The 25,990-nt window shown below is 64.6% G+C and carries 25 protein-coding genes; 7 read left to right on the top strand and 18 right to left on the bottom strand.

Annotation, left to right across the window (positions count from 1 at the left end; all coding sequences use genetic code 11):
* Window positions 1-51 precede the first annotated feature (51 nt).
* Window positions 52-909 carry a MaoC/PaaZ C-terminal domain-containing protein gene (locus tag AB0O58_RS03565; protein WP_032369490.1) on the bottom strand — a complete coding sequence of 286 codons (858 nt, stop codon included), beginning with the start codon at window positions 907-909 and terminating at the stop codon, window positions 52-54.
* Window positions 906-2,252 carry a 3-oxoacyl-ACP reductase gene (locus tag AB0O58_RS03560; protein WP_366237900.1) on the bottom strand — a complete coding sequence of 449 codons (1,347 nt, stop codon included), beginning with the start codon at window positions 2,250-2,252 and terminating at the stop codon, window positions 906-908. The genes AB0O58_RS03565 and AB0O58_RS03560 overlap by 4 nt, the downstream gene beginning before the upstream one ends.
* Before the next feature lie 139 nt (window positions 2,253-2,391).
* On the opposite strand from AB0O58_RS03560, the gene AB0O58_RS03555 reads away from it, so the two are divergent.
* Window positions 2,392-3,690 (top strand): acetyl-CoA C-acetyltransferase, encoded by a 1,299-nt coding sequence (locus tag AB0O58_RS03555; protein WP_032387612.1) that lies wholly within the window; start codon window positions 2,392-2,394, stop codon window positions 3,688-3,690.
* A gap of 149 nt (window positions 3,691-3,839) precedes the next feature.
* On the opposite strand, the gene AB0O58_RS03550 is transcribed toward AB0O58_RS03555, so the two are convergent.
* From AB0O58_RS03550 to AB0O58_RS03530, 5 genes are read right to left on the bottom strand one after another with little or no spacing between them, the layout of a single operon-like run.
* Window positions 3,840-5,159, bottom strand: coding sequence for an ABC transporter substrate-binding protein (locus tag AB0O58_RS03550; protein WP_027495386.1), 1,320 nt, complete (start codon window positions 5,157-5,159; stop codon window positions 3,840-3,842).
* Entirely contained in the window at window positions 5,156-6,199 is a 1,044-nt protein-coding gene (locus AB0O58_RS03545; RefSeq protein ID WP_045841045.1) for a branched-chain amino acid ABC transporter permease, read from the bottom strand. The genes AB0O58_RS03550 and AB0O58_RS03545 overlap by 4 nt, the downstream gene beginning before the upstream one ends.
* A 1-nt stretch (window position 6,200) precedes the next feature.
* Window positions 6,201-7,079 (bottom strand): branched-chain amino acid ABC transporter permease, encoded by an 879-nt coding sequence (locus AB0O58_RS03540; protein WP_032374817.1) that lies wholly within the window; start codon window positions 7,077-7,079, stop codon window positions 6,201-6,203.
* Window positions 7,080-7,105: 26 nt separating this feature from the next.
* Window positions 7,106-7,828, bottom strand: a complete 723-nt coding sequence (locus AB0O58_RS03535) for an ABC transporter ATP-binding protein (protein WP_027495389.1) — start codon at window positions 7,826-7,828, stop codon at window positions 7,106-7,108.
* A complete protein-coding gene (locus AB0O58_RS03530; RefSeq protein WP_230591705.1) occupies window positions 7,818-8,639 on the bottom strand; it encodes an ABC transporter ATP-binding protein in 822 nt (273 codons plus the stop codon). The genes AB0O58_RS03535 and AB0O58_RS03530 overlap by 11 nt, the downstream gene beginning before the upstream one ends.
* Window positions 8,640-8,787: 148 nt before the next feature.
* Between AB0O58_RS03530 and AB0O58_RS03525 the strand changes: the two genes are divergently transcribed.
* The 4 genes from AB0O58_RS03525 to AB0O58_RS03510 all read left to right on the top strand — a co-directional run bounded on the left by AB0O58_RS03525 (window position 8,788) and on the right by AB0O58_RS03510 (window position 14,724).
* Entirely contained in the window at window positions 8,788-10,092 is a 1,305-nt protein-coding gene (locus tag AB0O58_RS03525) for a CdaR family transcriptional regulator (RefSeq protein WP_045841046.1), read from the top strand.
* A gap of 228 nt (window positions 10,093-10,320) precedes the next feature.
* Window positions 10,321-12,549 (top strand): VanW family protein, encoded by a 2,229-nt coding sequence (locus AB0O58_RS03520; RefSeq protein ID WP_366237899.1) that lies wholly within the window; start codon window positions 10,321-10,323, stop codon window positions 12,547-12,549.
* A 170-nt stretch (window positions 12,550-12,719) separates the two neighbouring features.
* Window positions 12,720-13,211 (top strand): flavin reductase family protein, encoded by a 492-nt coding sequence (locus AB0O58_RS03515; protein ID WP_027495391.1) that lies wholly within the window; start codon window positions 12,720-12,722, stop codon window positions 13,209-13,211.
* A 526-nt stretch (window positions 13,212-13,737) separates the two neighbouring features.
* Complete coding sequence (locus AB0O58_RS03510) at window positions 13,738-14,724, top strand: hypothetical protein (protein ID WP_366237898.1); 987 nt, start codon at window positions 13,738-13,740, stop codon at window positions 14,722-14,724.
* A 145-nt stretch (window positions 14,725-14,869) separates the two neighbouring features.
* On the opposite strand, the gene AB0O58_RS03505 is transcribed toward AB0O58_RS03510, so the two are convergent.
* From AB0O58_RS03505 to AB0O58_RS03495, 3 genes are all read right to left on the bottom strand, one after another.
* A complete protein-coding gene (locus tag AB0O58_RS03505) occupies window positions 14,870-16,705 on the bottom strand; it encodes an acyl-CoA dehydrogenase (RefSeq protein ID WP_027495393.1) in 1,836 nt (611 codons plus the stop codon).
* A gap of 79 nt (window positions 16,706-16,784) precedes the next feature.
* A complete protein-coding gene (locus tag AB0O58_RS03500; protein WP_288122793.1) occupies window positions 16,785-17,408 on the bottom strand; it encodes a class I SAM-dependent methyltransferase in 624 nt (207 codons plus the stop codon).
* Between the two features lie 22 nt (window positions 17,409-17,430).
* Window positions 17,431-18,483 (bottom strand): DUF4185 domain-containing protein, encoded by a 1,053-nt coding sequence (locus AB0O58_RS03495; protein ID WP_366237930.1) that lies wholly within the window; start codon window positions 18,481-18,483, stop codon window positions 17,431-17,433.
* Window positions 18,484-18,674: 191 nt separating this feature from the next.
* On the opposite strand from AB0O58_RS03495, the gene AB0O58_RS03490 reads away from it, so the two are divergent.
* Entirely contained in the window at window positions 18,675-19,109 is a 435-nt protein-coding gene (locus AB0O58_RS03490) for a MarR family transcriptional regulator (protein WP_032367083.1), read from the top strand.
* 5 nt (window positions 19,110-19,114) lie between these two features.
* Here the strand turns inward: AB0O58_RS03490 and AB0O58_RS03485 are convergent, their stop codons facing one another.
* From AB0O58_RS03485 to AB0O58_RS03465, 5 genes are all read right to left on the bottom strand, one after another.
* Window positions 19,115-19,276 (bottom strand): hypothetical protein, encoded by a 162-nt coding sequence (locus AB0O58_RS03485; protein ID WP_167328661.1) that lies wholly within the window; start codon window positions 19,274-19,276, stop codon window positions 19,115-19,117.
* 175 nt (window positions 19,277-19,451) lie between these two features.
* Window positions 19,452-20,108, bottom strand: coding sequence for a DUF2064 domain-containing protein (locus AB0O58_RS03480; protein WP_222087113.1), 657 nt, complete (start codon window positions 20,106-20,108; stop codon window positions 19,452-19,454).
* Entirely contained in the window at window positions 20,105-20,758 is a 654-nt protein-coding gene (locus tag AB0O58_RS03475; protein ID WP_032390239.1) for a glycosyltransferase family 2 protein, read from the bottom strand. Before AB0O58_RS03475 ends, AB0O58_RS03480 begins: the two co-directional genes overlap by 4 nt.
* Window positions 20,751-21,809, bottom strand: coding sequence for an NAD-dependent epimerase/dehydratase family protein (locus AB0O58_RS03470; protein ID WP_032390238.1), 1,059 nt, complete (start codon window positions 21,807-21,809; stop codon window positions 20,751-20,753). Before AB0O58_RS03470 ends, AB0O58_RS03475 begins: the two co-directional genes overlap by 8 nt.
* On the bottom strand, window positions 21,806-22,603 hold the full coding sequence (locus tag AB0O58_RS03465; RefSeq protein WP_032369478.1) for an S-methyl-5'-thioadenosine phosphorylase: 798 nt from the start codon (window positions 22,601-22,603) through the stop codon (window positions 21,806-21,808). The genes AB0O58_RS03470 and AB0O58_RS03465 overlap by 4 nt, the downstream gene beginning before the upstream one ends.
* 79 nt (window positions 22,604-22,682) lie before the next feature.
* Here AB0O58_RS03465 and AB0O58_RS03460 point away from each other — a divergent pair, with 79 nt between their 5' ends.
* Complete coding sequence (locus AB0O58_RS03460) at window positions 22,683-23,999, top strand: hypothetical protein (RefSeq protein ID WP_032375071.1); 1,317 nt, start codon at window positions 22,683-22,685, stop codon at window positions 23,997-23,999.
* On the opposite strand, the gene AB0O58_RS03455 is transcribed toward AB0O58_RS03460, so the two are convergent.
* The 3 genes from AB0O58_RS03455 to AB0O58_RS03445 all read right to left on the bottom strand — a co-directional run bounded on the left by AB0O58_RS03455 (window position 23,986) and on the right by AB0O58_RS03445 (window position 25,919).
* Window positions 23,986-24,651, bottom strand: a complete 666-nt coding sequence (locus AB0O58_RS03455; protein WP_080729123.1) for a methyltransferase domain-containing protein — start codon at window positions 24,649-24,651, stop codon at window positions 23,986-23,988. The genes AB0O58_RS03460 and AB0O58_RS03455 overlap by 14 nt on opposite strands.
* Window positions 24,648-25,118, bottom strand: coding sequence for a hypothetical protein (locus AB0O58_RS03450; RefSeq protein WP_027495403.1), 471 nt, complete (start codon window positions 25,116-25,118; stop codon window positions 24,648-24,650). Before AB0O58_RS03450 ends, AB0O58_RS03455 begins: the two co-directional genes overlap by 4 nt.
* A gap of 102 nt (window positions 25,119-25,220) precedes the next feature.
* On the bottom strand, window positions 25,221-25,919 hold the full coding sequence (locus tag AB0O58_RS03445; RefSeq protein ID WP_032367076.1) for a hypothetical protein: 699 nt from the start codon (window positions 25,917-25,919) through the stop codon (window positions 25,221-25,223).
* Between the last annotated feature and the right edge of the window lie 71 nt (window positions 25,920-25,990).

Here is a 25,990-nt window from a genome sequence, read left to right as displayed (position 1 = left end):
TATGGACGAAAATCTGAGGAAATCCGTCCATAACTTCGAGTTCGAGCTAACTCAGCGCAGGGTGCCCGTCAGATGCGGGTAGCCCTTCTTCGGGTTCTTCAGTGACAGGTCCCAGCCGGTGCCGACGGCATCGGCGTAGGCATTGATCGTCGCGGGCAGGATGATCGGCTTGCCGAATCGGATGCTGTACTTCACGGCCTCCGGGATACGACCTTCGACCGTCTGCAGTACCGCTGCAGCACTCCACATTCCGTGTGCGATGGTCTTCGGAAAGCCGAAAGCCTTTGCGCCGAGCGAGGATACGTGGATCGGGTTGCGGTCTCCGGAGATGGCCGCGTACCGGCTGATGATCCGCTGATCGACGCGCAGGGTGCGGGTCGGGGGCGGCGGTACCTCGTCTGCAGGCGGTGTTTCGCGGGGTCCACCCGAGAGCGAGGTCTTCTGCAGGCTCAGGAAGCTCGAGGTCTGCTTCCAGACCAGTTCGCGTCCCACCTTGACCTCGCTGATCAGGTCGACCAGCAAGCCCTTGCGGTGCTCGCGCAGATTCTCCGCGTGCACTCGGATATCCAGCGGCTCCGATGCCGAGATGCCGCGGAACTGCTCGATGACGTTCTCGGCGTGCACCGAACCGATGGCGGCGAACGGAAAGCCCTTGGACACCATCAGTTTCATGACGGTCGGGAACACGAGCGTGAACGGGTAGGTGATCGGGAGCTGATCGCCGAATCGTAGCCCCGTCGCGCGGCAGTAGCCGGCCAGGTTGTCCTGGTCCACTCGCAGGCCCTTGAGCTCGAACACGGTGCTGGGCACCGTCTTCGACTTGGATCCGAGGAAGGGCAAGGCACCCAGTGCAGCCGAGGTGTAGATCTGCGATGTCTTCGGCTGCTCGGTGAGCGTGACGGTGCTCATGCGCCGAGGAGGCTCTGGCCGCACACGCGCACGACCTGCCCGGTGACGGCGTTGGATGCGGGAGAAGCGAAGTAGGAGACCAACTCCGCGACGTCGACGGTCTCGCCGCCCTGCAGCAGCGAGCTCATGCGCCGCCCGGCCTCGCGGGTGGCGAACGGGATGGCCGCCGTCATCGCGGTCTCGATGAAGCCGGGAGCAACGGCGTTGATGGTGATGTTCTTCTTCGCGAGCACCGGTGCGGATGCGTGCACCAGGCCGATGACGCCGGCCTTGGAGGTGCCGTAGTTGGTCTGGCCGCGGTTGCCCGCGATACCGGCGATGGAGGAGACGTCGACGACGCGTCCGCCGTCCTTGAGCGCACCCGAGGCCACCAGTTCGTCGGTGATGCGTTGCGGCGCAGCAAGATTGACGCCGATGACGGAGTTCCAGCGGGCGTCGTCCATGTTCGCGAGGGTCTTGTCGCGGGTGATGCCTGCGTTGTGCACGATGATGTCGGCACCGCCGTGGCGCTCGAGCAGGTGCTTCGAGAGGACCTGGCCGGCGTCGGGCGAGGTGACGTCGAGGGCCAGCGAGGTACCGCCGACCTTGTTGGCCGACTGCGAGAGTGCTTCTCCCGCTGCGGGAATGTCTGCGGCGATGACGGTGGCTCCGTCACGGGCAAGAACCTCGGCGATGGTGGCACCGATGCCGCGGGCAGCGCCGGTGACGACGGCGACCTTGCCGGCGAGCGGCTTGTCCCACGAGGCCGGTGCCTGCGAGTCGGCGTCGCCGACGACGATGACCTGGCCGTCGACGAAGGCGGACTTGGCCGACAGCAGGAAGCGCAGGGTGGATTCGAGGCCGGAGAGTCCGGTCGACGCGTTGGGGGAGATGTAGACGAGCTGAGCCGTCGCGCCGCGCTTGACCTCTTTGCCTACGCTGCGGGTGAACCCTTCGAGGGCGCGCTGCGCGATGTGCTCGTCGACGCTCGACGTTTCTTCGGGGGTGGTGCCGATGACGACGACGCGAGCCGAGGGTGCCAGGTTGCGGATGACCGGCTGGAAGAACTTGAAGAGCTGCTCGAGCTCGGCGACGTTACCGATGCCGGTGGCGTCGAACACCAGTCCGCCGTGCTTGTCGTCGTGCGGCTGCGACTGCGGGTAGTCCGAGAGCAGCTCACGCAGCGGCTCGACGAGGCGGCCGTTGCCGCCGATCAGGACCGGTCCGGCCAGTGGCGGCTCGCCTGCCTTGTAGCGGCGCAGCTTCTCGGGCTGCGGCAGGCCGGCCTGCTTGGCGATGAAGGCTCCCGGCGCGGACGCGAGGAACGTTGAGTAGAGATCTGGGGCTCCCTTGGAGGCTGCCACTGTCGTACCTTTCATTCAGCGCTGCTCGCTCTGAGGGCGAGGCGCACGACCGGGTGTCGACAACCAACTTACTCGCCAGTAAGATGAAACTCCACCAGGGCCATTCCCCACATGCTGGGGACGATGTTTGGAGACGTCAGTGACAAGCAAGCAGCTACGACCGGTCGCAATCGTCGGTGGCAACCGCATTCCGTTCGCGCGTTCGGACAAGAAGTACGCGCTGGCGTCCAACCAGGACATGCTCACCGCCACCATCGACGGTCTCGTCTCGCGATTCGGTCTGCAGGGCGAGCGGCTGGGCCTCGTCGCCGCCGGTGCCGTGCTTAAGCACTCACGCGATTTCAACCTCACTCGCGAGGTCGTACTGGGCAGCGCACTGAGCCCGTATACCCCGGCCTTCGACATTCAGCAGGCCTGCGGTACCGGTCTGCAGTCGATCATCGCCGTCGGCGACGCCATCGCCTCGGGCCGTATCGACGCCGGTATCGGCGGCGGCGTGGACACGACGTCCGACGCTCCGATCGGCGTCAACGACGAACTGCGCGAGTTCCTGCTCTCGCTCAACCGGGCGAAGAGCACCACCGCTCGCCTCAAGCTTCTCGGCAACGTCCGTCCCGGCATGCTCGGCATCGAGATCCCCCGCAACGGTGAGCCGCGTACCGGCCTGTCGATGGGTGATCACGCCGCCATCACCGCGAAGGAATTCGGTATCCGCCGCGAGGACCAGGACGAACTGGCCGCAGCGAGCCACCACAACATGGCAGCCGCGTACGACCGCGGATTCTTCGACGACCTGGTGACGCCGTTCCTCGGCCTGACCCGCGACGACAACCTGCGTCCGGGATCGACCGTCGAGAAGCTGGCCACCCTCAAGCCGGTCTTCGGAACCAAGCTGGGCGACGCCACCATGACGGCCGGCAACTCGACTCCGCTGACCGACGGTGCGTCGGCGGCGCTGCTGTCGAGCGACGAATGGGCTGCCGAGCGCAACCTGCCGGTGCTGGCGCACCTCGTCGATTCCGAGACCGCCGCGGTCGATTACATCCACGGCAACGGATCGTTCAAGGACGGCCTGCTGATGGCCCCGACGTACGCGATTCCGCGTCTACTCGCCCGCAACGGTCTGACGCTGCAGGACTTCGACTACTACGAGATTCACGAAGCATTCGCCTCGGTGGTGCTCGCGACGCTGCAGGCGTTCGAGAGCGATGCGTACTGCAAGGAGCGTCTGGGACTCGACGGTGCGCTCGGTTCCATCGACCGCAGCAAGCTCAACGTCAACGGATCCTCGCTCGCCGCGGGCCACCCGTTTGCCGCGACCGGTGGACGCATCGTCGCATCGCTGGCGAAGATGCTGGCCGAAAAGGGTTCGGGCCGCGGCCTGATCTCGATCTGCGCGGCCGGTGGCCAGGGCGTCACCGCCATCATCGAGCGCTGATCACCGCAGCTTCGGCTGCTCCCCGATACGGGGACACGATCTGGGGGTCACAGGGTCGGCGGATCCGGCAAACGAGGGGTTTTCGGATCTGCTGATCACAACGTCGAAAAGGCACGCAGAGCTCGCTCTGCGTGCCTTTTCGTGTCCGATCAGCCGGGTATGCCGCTCTCCGGCGGAGTCGATTCGTCCCCGGTGTATTCCTCCACTGCGGAGTCTCCGATGTCGGTCTGCAACACCGGAGTCAGGTACTCGGGTACACCTCCACGGATCTGGAAGACACTGGCTCCGGAGATTCCGAGGTGGCTTTCGTCGGAGTATCGGAACGGGGCCAGCTGCGGGCCCTGGAAGTCCATTCCGCCGTCCTGGATCGCGGAGACGATGCCCTCACGGGTGGGATTTTCGCCGGCCGCCTGAAGTGCCTGCACGAACGCGTACGCCTGGCTGAGCCCGTAGATGCGGTAGTTGGTCAGTGGGTCACCTGTTCCGTTCTGAGCCCAGACCTTCTGCCACAGTTGCGTCCACGGATTCTCGGGGGAGTCGACGCCGGGGATGTATTCGAGCGAAATCATGCCTTCGAGGGATTGCGCACCGTTGGTAACTGCGCCCTGGGAGAAGCGTCCGAGCAGAGAACCGACCAGGTCGACGTCGGAGCCGATCGAACTGTAGAACCACTCGGGATCGTAGTTGAGCCGCATCGCGGTCAGTTGGCTCAGTGCGGTGTACGACGGGACGTTGAAGCCGAGCACGAGGTCGGCTCCGGCACCCTGCAGAGCGGCGATCTGTGGTGCGACATCGGTGTTGCCGGAGGTGTAGCGCACGACCTCGACGATCTGGTCGTCGAGATATTGGCGTACCGCGGCTTCGCTGTCCCTGCCGAGATCGTCGTCCTGAAGGAACAGCCCGACTTTGGCGTCGGGCCGGTTCTTCGTCACCCAGTCGCCGATGATCTTGCCCTCGACCTGGTAATCGGGCTGCCAGCCGAAGGTATTCGGGTACTTCTCGGGGTCGTTGCCCCACATGATGGCGCCGGAGGAGACGAAGAGATCCGGCACACCCTCCTCGTTCAGGAAGTCGATGACTGCGCTGTGCGTCGCTGTGCCGAGTCCACCGACGACGGCGAACACTTCGTCCTGGAGGACGAGTTCGTTGACGACCTGGGTGGTGGTCGTCGGGTCATAGGAGTCGTCACGAACGACGTACTCGATCTGCCTGCCGTTGACGCCGCCCGCGGCATTGACGTAGTCGAAGTAAGCCTTTGCACCCGTGGGTATTTCGCTGTATCCGGGTGCTGCGACCCCGGTCAGGGGGAAGTGGGCTCCGATCTTCACCGAGGTGTCGGTGATGCCGATCGTCGAGCCTTCCGAGGATTCTGTTGCCTCGTCTCTACCTCCTGCACCGCACGCTGCGGCCAACGAGACGACGGCGACGAGTGCGGTCGTTCTGACCGCCACCGATCCGAACTTCTTCATTTCATCTCTTTTCTGGTTGAACGCAACCTTCGAAACGTGCCCACCAGACCCAGTGGGGCGAACAGGATGACCAGGACGGTGAAGATGCCGGTCACCAGTGGTGCGAGTTCGGCGGATTGCAGACTGCTCAGCCCCAGATCGAGTCCGAGGTTGGTGACCACCGGTGGGATGTAGGTGAGCAGCAGCGCCCCGATCAATGCCCCGGACAGAGTGCCGAGCCCGCCGATGACGACGGCGGAGAGCAATGTCAGGGAGAGCGTCAGAGTGAACCCGCTCGGGGCCGCGATCCGCGCCGACATCGCGAGGACGGCACCTCCGGCACCCGCGCATGCGGCGCTGACGACGAACGCCAGGATGCGTGCCCGCCCGAGATCGATCCCGGACAGCTCGGCGGCTACTTCGTCGTCCCGAACGGCCCGCCAGCGACGGCCGATCCGGCTCGACGAGACGTTCGCCAACAGGAAGAACACGACGACGAGCAGCACCCAGCTGACGTAGGCGACGAATTTGGTTCCGCTGAGCTCGTTTCCGGTGACGAAGAACATCATGTCGTCGATCAGGTCCGGCACTTTCGGAGCCGGGACGACGAGACCCTGTTCACCGCCGAGGTAGTCCGAGAAGTACAGAGCCAGTCCCGGTACGGCGACGGCGAGCGCCAGCGTCGCACCGGCCAGGTACGGGCCGTGCAGTCGGGCGGCGGCCACTCCCACGACCACGCCCACCAGGGCAGAGATCACGGTGGCGGCCAGCAGTACGAGGGGCACCGACCATCCGGAATCGTTGGCCCGCAGCATCAATGCCGCGGTGTACGCACCGACGGCCATGAACGCACCGTGCCCGAGTGAGAGCTGCCCGCTCAGACCGGTCAGCACGGTCAATCCGCCGGCTGCGATCGCCAGGTACGCGACCGACGTCAGCTGACTCTGACGGAAGGTGCTCAGTGATTCGAGCGCCAGCACGATGACGACGAGTCCGATGACAGCGCAGAGGAAGTGGCGTCGTACCGGGGTGGCCGTGAGACGAGTGAGAGTTGCGTTCACGTCATACCCTCCTGGCTGCTGCGCTGGCGAACAACCCGCTCGGGCGGACGAGGAGAACGACGATCAGAATGATCAACGCCGCGCTCGACACGAGGTCCTGGCCGAGGTAGCCGCTGACGAAACTGAGCCCGACGCCCATCAGCAGGCCTCCGACCACTGCGCCTGCCGGGCTGTCGAGACCGCCGAGAACGGCTGCGACGAAACCGAAGACGACGATCGAGTCCATGTACCCGGGGTGCACCAGCGAGCCACCCGCAATGAGCAGCCCGGCCAGCGATCCGACGACTGCGGCCAAAGCCCAACCGAGCGTGAGCATTCGACTCACCCGGACTCCGAGCAGCTTGGCCACCTCCTGCTCGAATGCGCTGGCGCGCATCTTCAGTCCCAGATCGGTGAACCGGAACAGCAGAATCAGCAAGCCCAGGACCACGAGAACGGCGACGATCTTGAACACGTCGTATCCGGTCAGGGCCACGTTGATCTCCCCGACCTTCTGGCCGGTGAGACCGAACGGTGCTGGGAACGAACGAAATTGGTTCCCGAAGATGATGGCCGCAACCGCGTGGATGATGATGAACAACCCGAGCGTCAGAATCACCGGGTTGATGTGCGAGGAGCTGTCGACGAACCGAATGACGAGTCGTTCGATCAACGCTCCCAACAACAGTCCGCTGAGCAGCGCGACTCCGAAGCCCAACCAGTACGAGTAACCGGCGTCGATGACGACCAGTGCGACGTACGTGGTGATCATGGCCATCGGTGCCTGGGCGAAATTGACGATGCGGGTCGATCGCCAGATGAGGACGAGAGCGAGGGCGAACGCGGCATAGACCATGCCTGTCGTCACGCCGTTGATGAGGATGGTGAGCAGTTGTTGCACTGTGGCTGGCGTCCTTTCGGCTTGCTCTAGAACCCGAGATAGGCGTGTCGGAGGGCGTCGTCCCCGGCCAAGGTGTCGGCCGGGCCTTCCACCGCGACCTTGCCCAGATCGAGGACGACGGCATGTTCGGCGATGGACAGTGCACTTCGTGCGTTCTGTTCGACGAGCACGACCGTCATCGATTCGGAATCGACGAGTGCGCGCAGCGTTTCGAAGATCTGTGCGGCGACTTTCGGTGCCAACCCGAGCGACGGTTCGTCGAGGAGGAGAACCGACGGTGTTGCCATCAGTGCTCGACCGATCACCAGCATCTGCCGTTCTCCGCCCGACAGCGTGTGCGCCGACGAGGTTCGGCGTCCGGTCAGCGGCGGGAACATGTCGTAGATTCGATCGAGGGTCACGGCGTCGTGACTTCTGTTGCGTCCCAACGCGCCGAGGCGAAGATTCTCGTCGACGGTCAATTCGGCGATCACGCCCCGGCCTTCGGGCACGTGTGCAAGCCCTTTACGGGACATGCGATCCGGAGGTATGCCGACGATGTCGACGCCGGCGAGCTCGATACGTCCCGACGTCGGTTTCAGGAGGCCGGAGACAGTGCGCAGCAGCGTGGTCTTTCCGGCACCGTTCGCTCCGAGTACGGCGGTGATCGTGCCCGCGGTGACGGTCATCGACACCGAATCGAGGGCGGTGACCGGCCCGTAGTGCACGGTGAGGTCGGTGATTTTCAGGTGTGTCGCGTCAGTTGTCATGTGCCACCTCGTTTCCGAGATATGCGGCCAGTACGGCCGGATCCTCCCGAATCTGATCCGGTGTGCCTTGGGCGATGACCTTGCCGAAGTCGAGGACGTAGATCCGGTCGCACACGGTCATGACGAGGTCCATGTGGTGTTCGACGAGCATGACCGATGTTGCCGGTCGGTCCGGCTGGGAATCCTTGTTTGCTGATGTGAGAGAGCGGATTTCGTCACCGAGTTCGCTCATTTCGTCGTTGGACAGGCCCGAGGCGGGTTCGTCGAGCAGGATCAACGACGGTTCGCTCACCAGCGCGCGCGCGAGGGCCACGCGCTTGCGCACCGCGTAGGGCAGGCTCGGTGGCAGCCGGTGCGCGTAGCCGTCGATGCGCAGTCGTTCCAGGGTGTTCATCGCGGTCGAGCGGACCGCCGCGTCGTCGGCCGCGCTCGAGGGAAGGCCCAGGAGGCCGCTGAGGATTCCGGTGCGTGCCGTTCGGTCGGCCCCGACCATGACGTTGTCCAGCACGGTCATTCGATCGAACAGTCCCAGTCCCTGCAGCGTTCGGCTCATGCCGAGCCGGGGCAGGTCGTGTGGGCGCAGGCGGCTCAAGGTTTCGCCGTGTCGGCCGAGGGTTCCCGATTGGGGTCGAACGAGACCGCACGCGACGTTGAAGAGTGTGGTTTTGCCTGCCCCGTTGGGTCCGATGACGCCGAGGACTTCGCCGGGTCGTACCTCGATGGTCACTCCGGAGAGCGCGACGATGCCGCCGAAGGACACGTCGACGTCCGTCATGGTGAGGACCGGATCCATCGTGTCGAGAGAGTTCAAGTGATGCACCTCACAATCTGTTGGGTCCACTATGGGGCGTCCAGCACAACGCGCGGTATGGGCGCTCCGCACAGAATGTTTGGGTGTCTGGGCACCAGTAACGGTCAATTCACCCTGTGATGTGGGCTCTGTGCGCAAAAATGGGCGGATGGCTTCTCCCGGGGTGCGACGCGCGACGTCGCGATCCGCTGCGCGGGGCGCAGTGAAGCCCTCCGACCAGGAGAAGATTCGCGATGCGTGGGCCGCGCTGTTGCCGCGGGCGGATGCGATTGCCGACTCGATCACGCTGGCGCTGATAGAGCAGGAACCCGCGTACCTGGCAAGCACCACTCCTGACATCGCCGGCGAAATTCGTCGCAGTACTCGCGCGCATATCAGCCAGGGCCTACGCACACTGTCCGGTCTTGCGGCCGCGGGCGACAACGCCCGAGAGGTATGGCGTCGCACCGGGAGAGAGCGTGCGCGCCAGGGCATTCCGATGGAGTTGGTGCTGAAGGCGTACACGCTCGGGAGTCGGACGCTGTGGGAAGAGCTGATGCTCGAGCGTGAACAATGCAGATCCGTGATCGACGAGCATCTACTGCTCGTCGCCGGCCAGCAGTTGTGGAGAGCGCTGGACAGTCAGTACGAAACTCTCGTCGAGGCGTACCGCCAGGAGAGCGCGCGTATGCAGCAGCGTGATCTCGCCAATGTGCTGGTGATCTTGGACGGTCTCCGGTCGGGCCGAGGCGGTGATCCTGCTTTCGTGATCGAGGCCCGCGCGACCCTCGGCCTTTCGGCCTCACAGCAGATCGCTTGCGTGGTCGGCCCGCTCGACGATCAGGGGTCGCCTCCGCTCCCCGCGCCCGAGGACGCGATGGACCAGATCGGCGCAGTGTCCCACTGGAACACTCGGGACGGGCACCAATTCGCGCTCGTGGCACTCGGGACCGGATCGTGGAGATCGGTCATCGACGCCCTTTCCGCGCGGGCGGTCGGCCCGGTCGGTGTCGCGCATTCGCCCGAGGGCGTGGCGTCGTTCGCGGCGGCGTATCGCCTGGCGGCACTGACGGCCGAGACCATCACCGAAGAGAGTGGCGTCGCGTTGGCGACGGACCGACTGCCGAGGGTGATCATGGCCGCCGACGATCAGTCGTCGGAACTGTTGGTTCGCCATGCGCTCGGCGCGCTGTTCACGCATCCGGAACCGCACCGAGAAACGTTGCTCGACACGTTGGCGCACATGCTCGCTTCGGACGGTTCGCCCACCAACGCTGCGAAGGCGCTCTACTGCCATCGCAACACCGTCATCTACAGGGTGCGTCGAATCGAGGAGTTGACCGGGCGTGACTTGACCGATGCACGCGACCGGCTTCTGCTCACTCTTGCGCTGGTCAGGACGGGACATTGGGCGCGGGCCGTGGAGCAGGACGACGGTTCGACGACCCACGGTTCATTCAATCGAATGAAATGACGATGGCAATTCCGAACTCGCTGTAACGAGTGGTTGAAGTCTGCATATATTCCGTGTGGCTCCGTACTGCTGCCTGACCCCCGACCCGGCAGCAGTGCGGGGCCTTTTCCGTGCGGCGCGTGCGAGGGTCTCAGAACGAGCGGTGCTGTGCGGTTTGCGTAAGCTCGTCCGCGGGGTACGCCGCGCAGCAGGCCGGAATATGAATCGACGGTCCTGGAAGGGTCGAATGTGAGCGAGGGCAACAGTAGGTCGGGTGACGCGCCGAAGGGTGCCGAGCCACGCCCCGACGTACCGCCGTACGACACGCCGACCGAGGTGTTCGGGGCCATCCGCGACGACGTTGAGAAGCCGAAGCACGCAGAGCAGCCGGTCTCCGAGGGCCAGGACGCCACGGAATCCGACGCGAACGAATCCGATGCGAACCATGCCGAGCTGACGCAGGCCGAGGGAACCGAACCCGATGCCACCACCGAGGTCGAGCAGCAATCAGAGCCGGTTGCCGACCTCGATACCGCCGGTGATCCGGACGTCGACCAGATCGACGAGGCCGAGTCTGTTGCACCCGGCGCGGACGCGCAGCCCGCACCGGTGGCGGACGAATCGCCGACGGTGGCGCAGCCCGTTGTTCTGCCGTCCGCTTCTGACGCCGGGCAACCTCAGCCACCGGCCGAACCTCCCTCTACTACCCCTGAGAACGGTTCGGCGGAGCACGACGGATCCGGGTCCACGCCTCCGTGGAAGAAGATTGCCATCGGTACCGGCGCGGTGGTTGCCGTCCTCGGGCTGCTGTACGCGGCGGACTGGATTGCCTCCAGCGATCGGGTTCCGCGCGGTGTGACCGTTGCCGGCATCGAGGTGGGCGGCAAGAGTCATTCCGACGCCGAGGCCGTACTGCGTGCCGAATTGGGACCTCGGGCGGAGGAGCCGATTCAGGTGGGCATCGACGACCGGCAGGTCGAGGTGTTGCCTGCCGCGGCCGGGCTGGGAGTCGATTGGAACGCGACGCTCGATCGCGCAGGTACTCAGCCCATCAACCCGATCACGCGTCTGACGTCGCTGTTCGGAAGCCGGGAGATCGGCGTTGTCTCGACCACCGACGAGCAGGCACTCTCGGTCGCCGTGGACGGCCTGCGAGAGGAGACGGACCGTGCGCCCGTCGAAGGCGACGTCGTCTTCGAAGGTGCCACCCCGGTAGCCGTCGAACCGCTGGCCGGGCGAGTTCTGGACGCCGACGGGACGCGTCGAAATCTGCAGACCGAGTGGTCGACGGGTGCGACCGAGGTCGTCTACGAATCCACCCCTGTCACCGTGACGCAGGATGCGGTCGATCAGGCTCTGTCGAACGTCGCGGTCCCCGCAGTGTCGGCACCGGTGGTCATCGAAGGCCGACAGAACGTCGATGCAACGTTGCCGGTGGACCGTGTGGGTGAGGTGCTGCGCTTCGATCCGGACGGGCAGGGCGGCCTCACGCCGATCTACGACACCGGTATCGCCACCGGCATTCTTGCTCCGCAACTGGTCCGCACCGAAGTTCCGCCCAAGGACGCGTCGTTCACGTTCTCCGGCGGAGCTCCCACCGTCGTTCCCGGAGTGATGGGAGAGCTGGTCGAGTGGAACAAGACCCTCGAACAGCTTCCCGCCCTGCTGGCTGCGGACGGTCCGCGCTCGACCGAGGCCGTCTACGAACCGGCGCCGCCTGCCCTCACCACCGAAGCGGCAGAGAATCTCGGCGTGCGAGAGGTGGTCGCGGAGTACACGACCGGAGGTTTCGAGTACGCGTCGGGCGTGAACATCGGGCTCACCGCGCAGATCGTCAACGGCGCGCTGGTCAAGCCGAAGGAGACGTTCTCGCTCAACGGGTACACCGGTCCGCGCGGGACCGCTCAGGGCTTCGTCGAATCGGGAATCATCGACAACGGTCGACCCGATCGTGCCGTCGGCGGCGGCATCAGCCAATTCGCGACGACGCTGTACAACGCGTCGTACTTCGCGGGTATGGAAGACACCGACCACACCGAGCACAGCTACTACATCAGTCGATACCCCGAGGCCCGGGAAGCGACGGTCTTCGAAGGTGCCATTGACCTGAAGTTCACCAACCCCAACGACACCGGCGTGGTGATCGAGTCGTTCGCGGATTCGTCCAGCGTCACCGTCCGGCTGTGGGGCACCAAAACCGTCGACGTCGAATCGATCACCGGGCCCCGGACGCGGCCCACCTCGCCGAACACCGTGACATTGCCGGCCGGTGCCGGCTGCGTCGCATCCGGCGGGGGACCGGGATTCACCGCCAGTGACACCCGGGTGATCAGCGACGCCGCGTCGGGCAGGGAGATCTCGCGCAACACCAGAACCGTGAAATACGACCCCATCCCGATCGTCAAGTGCGTCCAGCCCGATCGTCCGGCTCCGGCCCCCGAACCCGACGACCCCCCGCGCCCGAACGACGACGAGTGACGTCCTGTGCTCGACGTGTCACTTCGAATCACGCGGATTCGGACTGTGGCGTCGACGCTCGATCGGGTGTTTGCTGGATGTAGACGTATGCCCGGAACGAATGCCGCCGCGACGAGGTTGCAACAGTAGAGGTGCGCTCGGCACCGCACGATCGAAAGGGAGCATCCTCCATGACGCTCACACGCACCGTCCTCGATCAACAGACACTTCGTGAGGCGTACGCGCAGTTCCCCAGCGGCGTCGTGGCGATCGCTGCGAAAATCGACGGTGTCCTGGTGGGCTTGGCGGCCAGTAGCTTCGTGTCGGTGTCGATCGATCCGCCGTTGGTAGCGGTGTGCATCCAGAACACGTCGACCACGTGGCCGAAGCTGGAAGTTGCGCCGAACATCGGCGTCAGCGTGCTCGGGGAAGCGCACAACGATGCCGTCCGCACTCTGGCTGCGAAAACCGGTGACCGCTTCGCCGGTCTCGACCTCACCGTCACCGACGGAGGCGCGGCCTTCATCGTCGGTGCCACCGCCTGGCTCGACACCACCGTCGAGCAACAAATTCCAGCGGGCGATCACGCAATAGTGTTGCTACGCATCCATTCCCTCGAAGTACAGAGTGAAGTCAATCCAATCGTCTTCCACGGCAGCAAGTTCCGCAAACTTCAGCAGTAACCGCTGTTCGACTTGGTTCGGCCCCCTTCAGCCTGTTCGGCCCGCCCACCGGTTCGGCCCTGTCCGCCCACCTTCGGCCTGTTCGGTTCGCCCGCCGATTTTCGCAAACGCGCGCGCACTTGCTGAACGCGCGCGAAATAGTGGCCCAATCGTGGGCAATTCTGCGCGCATCTGACAAGTGCGCGCGCGTTTGTCGGATCGGTCTCGTGAAGTCTGCCAGCGACGCTTTGCCGAGCCGGTTCTCCTGGTGGTGCAGCTGCGCTTCGCTCGGTGCGGCCTCGTTTGCTCGTCCACCTGTTTCGGCTCCGTCTGCCTCGCAAACGCGCGCGCACGTGCTGAACGCGCGTGAAATAGTGGCCGAATAGTCGACAATTCTGCGCGCACCTGACAAATACGCGCGCGTTTGCGGGACTGACAGCTAGGCGAACTGGTACGCCGGTACCTGTATTCATCCACAAGCCCGGAGTTGTGCACAGTCGTCAGCTTTCGAGCTCGACTCCGTCGACGCATGGCCGAGACTCGGAGCATGAAGGACGACCGAATGATTCGACGCTCCGAGGCGCTGGCAGACGGGAGCGCCGATCACGAGTTGCGCGCAATGTATGAGCGGGGTGGCTGGGAGCGTTTTGTGAATGGCGTCTACGTTCCGTCGTCGAGATTGGCCGGGCTGACAGAACAGGAGCGGCACAGACTGTTGATCGATGCGGTTTTGCCGATCTTGTCCGGTGGTTACGTCGTCAGTCACCGTTCGGCTGCACTACTGCACGGATTACCCTTACCCACTGGCGGATTGGACAAGGTTCACATCACCCGACACCGCCGCGGCGGCGGTCGTACGAATACGGCTGTGACCGTGCACTGTGCACCGTCCTTATCGAGCGTGACGGTCGACGGTGTCTCGGTGACCTCGCTGGCTCGGACAGTGGTCGACCTTGCTCGAACCGAGACGCTGCTGTCTGCGGTAATCGCAGGTGACGTGGCGTTGAAGTGCTGTGACGAGAGTGAGCTCGACGCGGAGTTGCAGCGGGCTCGGGGCTGGAAAGGTGTGGCGCAGGCGCGACGAGCCGTGAACCTCATGGACGGGCGCAGCGAGAACCCAGGGGAATCGCAGAGTCGAATCATACTGCGCCAGGGCGGATTCGACGTCGAGTCTCAGGTGGAGATCCTGGATCCAAGTGGGCGATCGGTGGCACGGATCGATTGGATGGTCAATGGCCTCGTCGTATGCGAGTTCGACGGTAAAGCCAAGTACACCAAATACTTGCGACAGGATGAGAACCCCGGCGACGTGGTGTTCAGGGAGAAGGTACGGGAGGACGCGGTGCGCGATCTCGGCTATCCGGTGGTGCGCTGGACCTGGGCGGACCTGGCGAATCCAGCAGAGTTGGTGGCGCGCGTTGCCCGAGCTGTAGAACGGGCCGCTGCCCTGCCGGCACCGCGAGGGAGCGTGCGAATTACATCGAGTCGGGAGCAAACGCGCGCGCATTTGCCGAACGCGCGCGAAATCGCCTAAGTATCCCGCAGAATCCGCGCGCATCTGACAAACGCGCGCGCGTTTGCGCCGCTACGCAGGCCGGCAACCGAGGCGAGACCGACGGCGCACGAACAACAACGGCCGCACCCGTGAAACAGGTGCGGCCGTCGAAGGTTTCAGGGAATCAGAATGCTGCTTCGTCCAGTTCCATGATGTCGTTGTCGATGTTGGTGAGGATGGCGCGCGTGGCGGTGAGCTGCGGCAGGATGTTCTTGGCGAAGAACGAGGCCACTGCGATTTTGCCCTCGTAGAACGCCTTGTCCTTGCCCTCTGCGCCGTTGTCCAGTGCAGCGATGGCGATTTCGGACTGACGCAGCAGCAGCCAGCCGATGAGCAGGTCGCCGAAGCCCATGAGGAAACGCACCGATGCCAGGCCGACCTTGTACAGCTCGGTGGGCTGGTCCTGTGCGCCCATGAGGTGCTGGGTCATCGAGGTGACGATGGCCTGGACGTCCTCGAGGGCGGTGGCGAGCAGTGCGCGCTCGGCCTTGAGGCGTCCGTTGCCTGCTTCACTGTCGATGAACGACTTGATCTGTCCGGCAACGTGAGCCAGGGCTACGCCGCGGTCGCGGGCGATCTTGCGGAAGAAGAAGTCCTGCGCCTGGATGGCGGTGGTGCCCTCGTACAGCGAGTCGATCTTGGCGTCGCGGATGTACTGCTCGACGGGGTAGTCCTGCAGGAAGCCGGAGCCACCGAAGGTCTGCAGCGATTCGGCGAGCACCTGGTAGGCGATCTCCGAGCCGACGCCCTTGACGATGGGCAGCAGCAGATCGTTGACGCGGTAGGCGATGTCTTCGTCGGCGTCCGAGACCTGCTTGGCGGTGATCGGGTCCTGGTGTGCGGCGGTGTAGAGGTACACCGCGCGCAGGCCCTCGGAGTACGCCTTCTGCATCATGAGGCTGCGGCGCACGTCGGGGTGGTGCGTGATGGTGACGCGCGGTGCGGTCTTGTCGGTCATCTGCGTCAGGTCGGCGCCCTGGACGCGTTCCTTGGCGTACTCGAGTGCGTTGAGGTAGCCGGTGGAGAGGGTACCGATTGCCTTGGTGCCCACCATCATTCGAGCGTGCTCGATGACGTCGAACATCTGCGCGATGCCCTTGTGGACCTCGCCGACGAGCCAGCCCTTGGCGGGGACGCCGTGGCCACCGAAGGTGAGCTCACAGGTGGCGGAGGCCTTGAGGCCCATCTTGTGCTCGACGCCGGTGACGAAGGCACCGTTGCGCTCTCCCAGTTCACCCTTCTCGAAGTCGAAGAGGATGGACGGAACGAAGAACAGGCTCAGGCCCTTGGTGCCCGGTCCGGCACCTTCGGGGCGGGCGAGCACGAGGTGGAAGATGTTCTCGAAGAGGTCGTCGGAGACGGCCGAGGTGATGAAGCGCTTGACGCCCTCGATGTGCCAGGAGCCGTCGTCCTGCTTGATCGCCTTGGTGCGTCCTGCGCCGACGTCGGATCCGGCGTCGGGCTCGGTGAGGACCATGGTGGCACCCCACTGGCGTTCGACGGCGACCTTGGCCCATTCCTTCTGCTCGTCGGTTCCGTTGTGGTACAGGATGTTTGCGAAGCCGGGGCCTGCGGAGTACATGAAGGCGGCGGGCTGCGAGCCGAGGAGCATCTCGTTGATGCCCCACAGGAGGTTACGAGGCGCTGCCATGCCGCCGACCTCTTCGTCGAGGCCGACGCGCCACCACTCACCGTCGGCGAGGGCCTTGTAGGACTTCTTGAAGGATTCGGGCAGCTTCAGGCTGTGGGTCTCGGGATCGAAGACCGGGGGGTTGCGGTCGGCGTCCGCGAAGGATTCCGCCAGGGGGCCCTCGGCCAGGCGTACTACCTCGCGCAGCATGTCACGGGCTACTTCACCGTCCATGTCGCCGAAGTTGTCGCCCTCGAGGGTCTCGTCGAGTCCGAATAGCTCGAAGAGATTGAATTCGAGGTCCCGGAGGTTGCTCTTGTAATGGCCCATTGCTCGTTCGCTCTCCAGTCGGTGGTGCGGTCTCGTGAGTACCGCCCAAGTTAGCTACTCGTCGGTAACTTAACGGATATTACCCCCGATCGGTTCCGCTGCCAAGGGCGGACCTACTCGCCAGTAATAGAGCGTCGATCGCTGTGCCGCCGGTCACGTCTCGATACCGGTTCTCGGCCGTGGTGACGGTGAGTCGGTCCCCGACGTCCGCCGCCAGATCCTCTGGTGTGTACAGGATCTCGGCTTCCTGTGGACCGCCGACACCGTCGGTGATGTTCGACGAGTGATGGCCGAGAATCATGAGGATTCCATCAGGTTTCAACGCCGACACCGCAGCCGATACGGCTCGGCGTCGCTCGTCCGGAGGCAAATGGAGGTAGAACATGAGCACCAGGTCATAGTTGGGCTCGGTTGCCAGCTTCGTCACATCGGCGTGTATCCAGGTCAGGCGCTCGCGCACCGACCGCGGGGCCGACTCGGCCACTCGACTCGCCCGCGTCAATGCCACCGACGAGAAGTCGACGGCGTCCACGATCCAGCCGCGCGTCGCGAGCCAGATGGCGTTGCGACCTTGGCCGGCCGCCAGATCGAGGGCTCGACCGCGCGGGATTGTCGTCGCGACTTCGACCAAGGTGGCATTCGGAGCCTCGCCGTAGACGAGTTCTCGGCGTTCGTACTTGCGATCCCATTCGGCAGCGTCCACGCCGGAAGCCTAATGGGAACTGCTACAGCGTTGCCCGCAGCAACAGCACGTTGTAGTTCTGGAACACCGTCGCCAAGAAGTAGAGGTCGCGGCCCGTCGAGAACGGGTGGATGTACGGGGCGTAGATCGAGCTGATCTCGCGAGTGTCGACCGGTACCTCGGGTGGGCTCCACGGTCCGACGGGCGATGAAGAACGCCGCAGCACAATGGAATTGGCGTTGTCGGTGGTCATCATCAGGTACTGGCCGACAGCGGCGTTGTATGCAACCGACAGTTCGCCGACGCCGTCGACGATGGGGGCGGCCGCAGCGGGATCGCCCTTCTTCCACTCCTTACCCGTCCAATATTCGTATTCGCCGGGCCTCGTGATGTCCGCTTCTCTGACGCGAGAGACGTGGCCGAGTGTGGAGCGACCCGGCGGTGTGCCGTACTGGTAGATGTATCCGTTGTCCTTCAGGTAGGCGCTTTGCTGGAAGTTTCGATCTCCGCCGGCGCTGGGCCTGTGGGTCTCGGGTAGTGCGGCCCAGTTCTCTCCGTTGTCGGTCGAGGCGGCGAGGCCGGAGAAGTTGGTGTCCCAGGTACCTGCGGGTCCCCAGTTCTTGACCGACATGAGGTTGAGGTACTGGGTGTCGCCCACGGCGACTCCGGCGGTGGGGATTCGGCTGATTTCGACGAAGGGGATCTTGGGGCTGGGGACGACTTCTTTGGTTTGTCCGACGGCGTCCTTGACGACGCTGTCGAAGTTCATGCCGTCGGCGAGGTTTCGGTCGTTGCTGCGGACGATGGCGTTGCTGCGCCAGGACCAGAGGCTGCCTTGCAGGAGGTTGGGGACGCCGACGCCTGCGGTGTCGCCGAAGGCGGTCAGGACCTCGCCTCGGCCGTTGTCCCACATGATGCCGAGGTCGGTGCCGATCATGTTGACGTTCTGGGTCATGTTCGGGCTCGACATTCCGGTCACCTGGGCGACGGCCTGTGCGCGGCCGTGCAGTTGCGGCAATCCGAATGTTCCGTTCAGACCGGCGATTGGGTTGATTGCGTTGGGGTCGGCGAGGGCCGTTGGGCCTGTGACCAGCATCGATGCCGTCACCGTCAGTGCTGCGACTGTCAAGAGTCTGGATCCCACGCGTGTCAAAACTGCCCCGTTTCATGGTGTTTCCCCGATAACACCTCGGAACCATGGCAGCGGTTTGTTATGGGCAAGTTCAATCAACTCGTAGCCTGTTTCGCGAATCGGGCGAATGCCCCTCGGTGTCGTAATCTGGACACGTGAGTGATCTACCCGATTCCCAGCTGGCGCGGGATCTGTCCGTCAGTGCGATGCGGCTGAATCGGAGACTGCGTCTGCGCCATTCGAGCGACCGGTTGCCGGTGGCTCAGTTGTCGATTCTGACGACGTTGTTGCGCGAGGGGCCGATGACGACCGGTGAACTGGCTTCTCGGGAACGAATCAAGCCGCCGTCGGTGTCGCGGTCGTCGCATCAGTTGGTCGAGGCCGGCCTGATTGTCCGTGAGCCGCACCCGACCGACGGCAGGCAGGTGGTGCTGCAGTTGACCGAGGCGGGCGTTGCGACTGCTCGCGACGAAGTGGCGTCTCGCGAAATCGCTCTCGCCGAACAGTTGGACGAGTTATCGGCTCGGCAGCGGGAAACGTTGGCCGCAGCGTCGGCAATCCTGATCGAATTGGTCGATCGAGTCGACTGAGACCGTCAGTTCTCGTGTTGAACTTCGCGATCGAGACCGTCGATATTCCACTCGATGGTGGATCCGAGTTCCTCGGAATCTCCTCGGTGCGCGACGCGGCCGAGGACGGTGGCGACTATTGCAGCGCACACCATCCAGACGACTACGCCTATCAGCAACCCGGTCATGGACACTTTGTAGCACTGATGTCTGAGAAATCGCCGTGAAACGGTGGTTATGAAGTGTTGCTGTTCGATATACATCGCGTGCGGTCCGGCAAATGCGACAAAGTGAAGCTTCTTGTTCCCCAGCAGATGTAGAGACCCGACGGATTGTTTTTCGTGTCCTTCTCGAAAACAAAAATCAATGAGTTTTGCGTAATTGTTCGACGACTCGGCGAAAGCGACTGTTCGGTGTGCACATATTCGACACCACATCGAGATCGGACTCGAAATCCACATCTCGCAATTGCGACACCATGGTGACCTCGGCACCCGCAGCGGTCAGTGCCACCCGAGTGTCGTCACCCGTCGACGGGGCAGACATCGGTACGTCCAGCAATGCCCGGGCCTGAGCAGGATTCCGTAGACCCAGGATCCACCAACCGCCGTCCTCGGCGGCACCGAGTAGATCGGTGTCGGCCAGCAACGCGGCTGCGTCGCTGAGCAGTCGCCCGGTGACCTGCGGGGTGTCCATTCCGATCTGAAGTACCGCACCTGCGGGCGCGGCGTCGGCGTGCGCATTCGCCAGCCGTTCGCCCAGTCCGTCGCCGCGCTGCGGGATCACGGTGAACGACGCGAGGGCTCGGGTGAGTTCCTCGGCGCGGGCCGCGTCGCTAAGATGGCCGGTGAGGGCCACGACGCGGTGGTCGACGTCCGCTGCCGCGACGGCGTCGAGGGTGTCCAGCAGCGCGGCGGCTGCCACTTCGGCGGCGGCCGCGTCGCCGATCGTGGCGGCGAGGCGAGTCTTGGCAAGTCCTGGAACGGGCGCTTTGGCCACGACGAGGGCGGTGACGGTCACGAGAGCACCTTCCAGAAGTCGCGCACGGCCACGATGGTGCCGCGGACCGAGCCGGAGACCTTGGATGTGCCTGCGGTTCGTGGTCGGTAGTCCACGTCGTGTTCGACGACGGTCCAGCCGGCCTCGGCCGCGAGCACGAGCAGCTGCAGCGGGTAGCCGGAGCGTCGGTCGGTGACTTCGAGGTCGAGTAGTGCTTGTCGGCGGACCGCTCGGATGGCACCGAGGTCGTGTACGGGCAACTTGTACTTGGTCCGAAGTCGAAGAGACAGAACGGCATTGCCGATTTTTGCGTGCAGCGGGGAACTTCCCTTGGCGGGCCGGCGACGGCCGACGGCCAGGTCTGCGCTGTCCAGTGCAGCAACCAGGGTGGGTAGGTCGCGCGGGTCCATCGAGCCGTCTCCGTCGAGCACGCAGACGATATCGGTGTCGGCGGCGAGGACGCCCGCGTGCACGGCAGCTCCGTATCCGGGCACGATTTCCGCTACCACTGCCGCGCCGTGGGCGGCTGCCACCGCGGCGGTGGCGTCGGTCGAATTGTTGTCCACGACGATCGTTCGATATCCCGGCGGGATCGAATCCAGCACGGCTGGAAGCGATTCGGCTTCGTTCATGCAGGGAATGACGACGGTGACCGATCCGGGCTCAGACACGGGGTGGGCCCGTTCCCTCGGCGTCGCGCAACGGTGCGTCGGCGAACGCGGTGAGACCGTCCTGCGGCAGGATCTGCGCGCGAAATCCCAGAACCTCTTCTGCCCGCTGTGGACTGGCGACGATGTGCCGTACGTCCCCGGCTCGGTACTGGCCGGTGATTTCGGGCGCTGGTCCACCCCTCGCGTCGGCGAGAACGGACGCCACCTCTCCGATGGTGATCGGATGACCCGAGCACACGTTGAGCGCGGTGAAGCCGTCCAGTTCGGCGGAGATGGACGCGATGTTCGCTGCTGCCACGTCGTGCACGTGGACGAAATCGCGGGCCTGCTTGCCGTCCTCGTAGACCGTGGGCGGCTTCCCGAGTTCGAGCGAGGACCGGAACATTGCCGCCACACCGGAATACGGGGTGTTGCGCGGCATGTGCGGGCCGTACACGTTGTGGTAGCGCAGCGCGACGACGGAACCACCGGTCGACAGTGCCCACGCGGAGGCGTAGTTCTCCTGCGCCAGCTTGCTCGCTGCGTAGGTGCTGCGCGGTTGCAGCGGTGAATCCTCCTCGACCAGTAGCCAATCGAGTGGCTCGCCGGACGCAGGGTCGCGGTTGTCGAACAGCCCGGCGTCCAGATCGGCCCGGGTACGCGGTCGCGGCACGACGGTCTCGCCGGAGGAATTGAGGTAGCGCCCTTCGCCGTAGACCACCATCGACGATGCCAGTACCAGGCGGGAACACCCTGCCTCGTACATCGCCGCGAGCAGGACTGCAGTTCCGAAGTCGTTGTGACTGGCGTATGCCGGTGCGTCCGCGGCGTCGACGCCTGCGCCGACGACAGCAGCCTGATGGCACACGACATCCACACCGCGTAACGCTTCGACGAGTGAATCCTTGTCTCGCACATCCAGATCGGTGATGCCCTCGGCTGTCGCGCCGGGTCCGTGAGCGGAACCCAACATGGCGTCGACGGCGACCATCTCGAGATCGGTGTCGCGCGCTGCGTCGAGAATGTGGCCCCCGATGAATCCGGCTGCGCCGGTAAGCAGTACGCGAGTCATGGCAGCTCGACCGGCAGTGTGACTCCGGCGTGCACCCGGCAGTGGGGGCACTCGCCCGTCGGTGCGTCGCGCACTGCGGATCGGACGAGCGCCTTGAGCGGTTCGATGTTCTTCTGGAATTCGGCGAACACGTCCACTGCCTTGACTCCCTGACCGGATTCGATCCCGGCGTCGAGGTCGGTCACCAACGCTATCGGCGCGTAACAGAGTTCGAGCTCGCGGGCCAGGACGGCTTCGGGGTGACCGGTCATGTTCACCAGTGTCCAACCTTGGCGCGCGAACCATTGGCTTTCGGCGCGAGTGGAGAACCGGGGACCCTCGACGACCACCATGACACCGCCGTCGACCGCGGACCCCTGGACGGCCGCGCTGCGCAACTCCGCGCAGTAGGGATCGGCGAATTCGACGTGTATGCCGCCGTTGTCGAAGTAGGTCTGAGTGCGGCCGGACGTCCGATCGACGAGTTGATCCGGAATCACGACGGTTCCCGGACCGTATTCGGCCACCAACGATCCCACGGCACACGGGGCGAACACGCGGCTGACACCGAGCATGCGCAGCGCCCACATGTTGGCCCGATACGGCAGGGTGTGCGGCGAGTATTCGTGAGCGCGGCCGTGTCGAGGTAGAAAGGCAACTCGTCGTCCTTCCACCTCGCCGACGGTGATCGGTGCGCTCGGTGATCCGTAGGGCGTGTCCAGCTCGATCTCTTCGGCGTCGTCGGCGAAGAACGAGTAGAAGCCACTGCCGCCGATCACCGCGATCTCGGCCTGTAACCCCGCTTGCGTGTTCATCTACCCATCCTCCATCACCGTCGGTCGATATGCTGGTCCGAAACCGTGTTCGTCTTCAAGTCCGCAGGGAGAAAACACTATCCGTTACTGGAGAGAAGCCGTCGCCGGTGCGCTGGCCGTCGTGCTCGTTGCCGTCGCGTTCGTCGTTCCGTATCTGGGCAACGAGATCGTCACCCCGATCATCAACAGAACACCGCAGCAGGTGCGCGATTTTGCCGACGCCGCACCGCTGTTCGGTTTTCGTGAGGTTCATGTCGGATGGGGAACGCCGTTCGCCGTCCTCATCGCGGTGGCGACCGTGCTGTGGGGACCGACCGTGGCTCGACGCCTGTCCTGGACGCGGCTGTTGTTCGTCGTCTGGGGTGCGTCGGCGGCATGGACGATGGCGCTGGCGATGGTCGACGGTTGGAAGCGTGGGTTCGTCGACCGGTTGGCCTCGACGGACGAGTACCTGCACGAGGTTCCCGGCATCACCGACATCCCCGCGACACTGCGCGGATTCTCCGAGCGCATTCTGGATTACCAGGCGGATTCGTGGACCACTCACGTCTCGGGCCATCCGCCCGGTGCGCTGCTGACGTTCGTCTGGCTCGACCGTCTCGGTTTGAGCGGCGGGGCCTGGGCGGCAACGCTGTGCGTGTTGGTGGGAACCAGTGCCGCAGTTGCTGTGGTTCTCACGCTGGGTGTTCTGGGCGACGAGGACATGGCCAGGCGCGCAGCACCGTTCGTGGCGATCGCACCGGCAGCGATCTGGATCGCCGTCTCCGCCGACGCGTTCTATGCCGGGGTCGCGGCGTGGGGTATCGCGCTGCTGGCGGTCTCGACGAAGCGCTGGCTGTGGCCCGCATCCATCGGTGCGGGAGTGCTTCTCGGGTTCGGAATCTATTTGAACTACGGCCTGGTGTTGATGGGTCTGCCGGCGGTCGCGGTGCTGATAGCGGGCCGAAAGGTTCTGCCGTTCCTCGGTGCAGTGATCGGTGCCCTGCTCGTTGCGGGAATCTTCACGGCGTACGGATTCTGGTGGTACGACGGGTACGAGCTGGTGCAGGAGCGGTACTACCAGGGCATCGCCAAGGATCGTCCGTTCGAGTACTGGGGCTGGGCGAACTTCGCTGCACTGTTCTGCGCGCTCGGCATCGCTGTGCCCGCGGCGTTCCCACGCATCGCCGCGCGGGTGCAGCCGATCAACCTGTTGGTGCTCGGCGGCCTCGCGGCGGTGGTGATGGCCGATCTGAGTCAGCTGAGCAAAGCGGAGACGGAGCGAATCTGGCTGCCGTTCGCGATGTGGATGTTGATCGCCCCGGCGGTGCTGCCGCGTCGAACACATCGATTCTGGTTGGCGCTGCAGGTGATCGGGGCCTTGGCCGTCAATCATCTGCTGTTCACGAATTGGTGAGCTGAGCCGGAGTCATCTGCGCGAACCAGCGGCCGTCGATCGGAGCCACGTCCACCATCTGCAAGCCGGCGGCGCGGGCGAGGTCGGCGGTGGCGTCGGCGCTGACACTCGACCAGGCGAACCAATCGCCGACCATGGTGTCGGTTTCCCAGCGGACGGTGCGGTGCCGAATCCCGGAGTCACTCGGTTCGTCCACCTCGGCGATGATGGCTCCGTGTGGTGCCAGCAGATCGGCGGCTCGGCGTAGCAGGCGCACCGGATCCCCGCCGATGCCGATGTTGCCGTCGGCGAGCAGCACACACGACCACGTGCCGGTGCCGGGCAGAGGCTCGAAGAGGTCACGGAGAACGGCGTTTCCGCCGCGGCCGATGGTCAGGTCGACGGCAGCCTTCGACGTGTCGACGCCGAGCGCCGAGAGTCCTCGGCGGGCAAGAGCTTCGGTGAGCCGGCCGGGTCCGCATCCGAGATCGATGGTGGACCCGGTACATCGGCTGATCATGGCGTGGTCGGCTCGGCGATCCTCTTCCGAGGATGCGCTTCCGCCCATCCAGCGGGCCGTGGGCAGACGTTCTCTCGAGCCGTCGGAATCGCCGATCCAGCAGGGCAATCCAGCGGCGGCGCGGTGGAAAAGGGTGTCTGCGGTGACGCTCATGTTCGGCTCCGTACCACGGTGAAGCGAATGAAGTAGACGACGGCGCTGGCGGCGAACAACACCGTTGTCAGAACCAGCCATCGTTCCAAGAAGGGGTCTTGGGTCAAACCTGTTGCCGCACGATAGGTCTCCGCGCCCTGGGACAGTATTCCGGGGAAGAACATCAAGAACGTCAGCGCTGTGCCGAGAGCCGGGACGCGAATGTAGTTGATGGGCGAGACGGTCAGCTGTAGTCGTCCGAGCCCGGTGAGAAGGCGATCGGCCGCCGAGTACAGCGGGAACAGGACCGCGTCGTGCAGCAGTACCGATCCGAAGAACCAGACGGCGATGGAATGCCACCAGATGTCGCTGTTCCACAACGTTTTCGGCCCGGCGATGTGGACGACGTAGCCGACCAGTGCGAAAGACAACAGCAGGCCGACGGCATGCAGAGGGTGGCCACCGTATATCCGTCGGAAGGCTCTCATTCCCGGTCCCCTGTCGCGTTTTACGAAACGTCTGTGAAAGCACCAGAGCGCGAGCAGCACCGACGTCGTCGGTGACTGCCCGCGCACGGGTTCAGGAGCTGATTATGCGGCGGTCTTGACCGTGATGGTCGCAACGCCGACGAGCAGTCCCGGGGTGACAGCGTCGGTCTTGAACGTGTCGTTGAGCAGTCCGGCTGCGGTCTCCGAGATCTTCACCTGCGTGCCCTGCAGGATGGCGGTGTTCTCGGGGCCGGTTGCCAACGGCTGCAGGGTGCGGCCGTCGAGGTCGAACAGCACGGCGTCGGCAGCAGCCTCTTCGCCGTTGACCGTGACGTCACCGGTGAGCAGCGACGTGCCCGGGTCGATGTCGAAGTTGGTCAGCTCGACCACGGTCTCGCCTGCGGTCAGCGACAATCCGCTGCCGTCGTGGTTGATCTCGCCCTGCACGTAGGGGTCGACCGTGCCGGGCTCCCAGTACTTGACGTCGCCACCGGTGATCGGGAAGCGAATGGAACCGTCTGCGAGAGTTGCGGTTCCGACTACGCCCGGCGTGAGGCCGAGGGTGGTCAGTGCGCCCAGGAAGCCGGGGTCGAGAGCAACTGCGGTGTCGACGCCGTTGCTGAGGTCGGCGACCTCGGCTGCGGGCTCGGGAGTGCTCTCGGTGGTCTCCATGGCCGACGACTCCGAGGAGGTGGCTGCGTCGGTGGTGCTGGATGCGTCGTCGCTGGAGCACGCGGCGAGCGGGACGATGGTGAGTGCACCGATTGCGGTGGCGGCCAAAGCTTTACGAACAGTGAACATGTCGGTCAACCTTCCGTGCTCGTCTCTCGAGCGTTGTGGGTTATTCGGCGCTGCTTGCCGATCGGATGGGT

The sequence above is a fragment of the Rhodococcus sp. NPDC080181 genome, from assembly GCF_040702225.1.
GTDB lineage: Bacteria > Actinomycetota > Actinomycetes > Mycobacteriales > Mycobacteriaceae > Rhodococcoides > Rhodococcoides fascians.
Note: the sequence above shows the minus strand (reverse complement) of the source record. Positions and strands in the feature narration are given on the sequence as shown.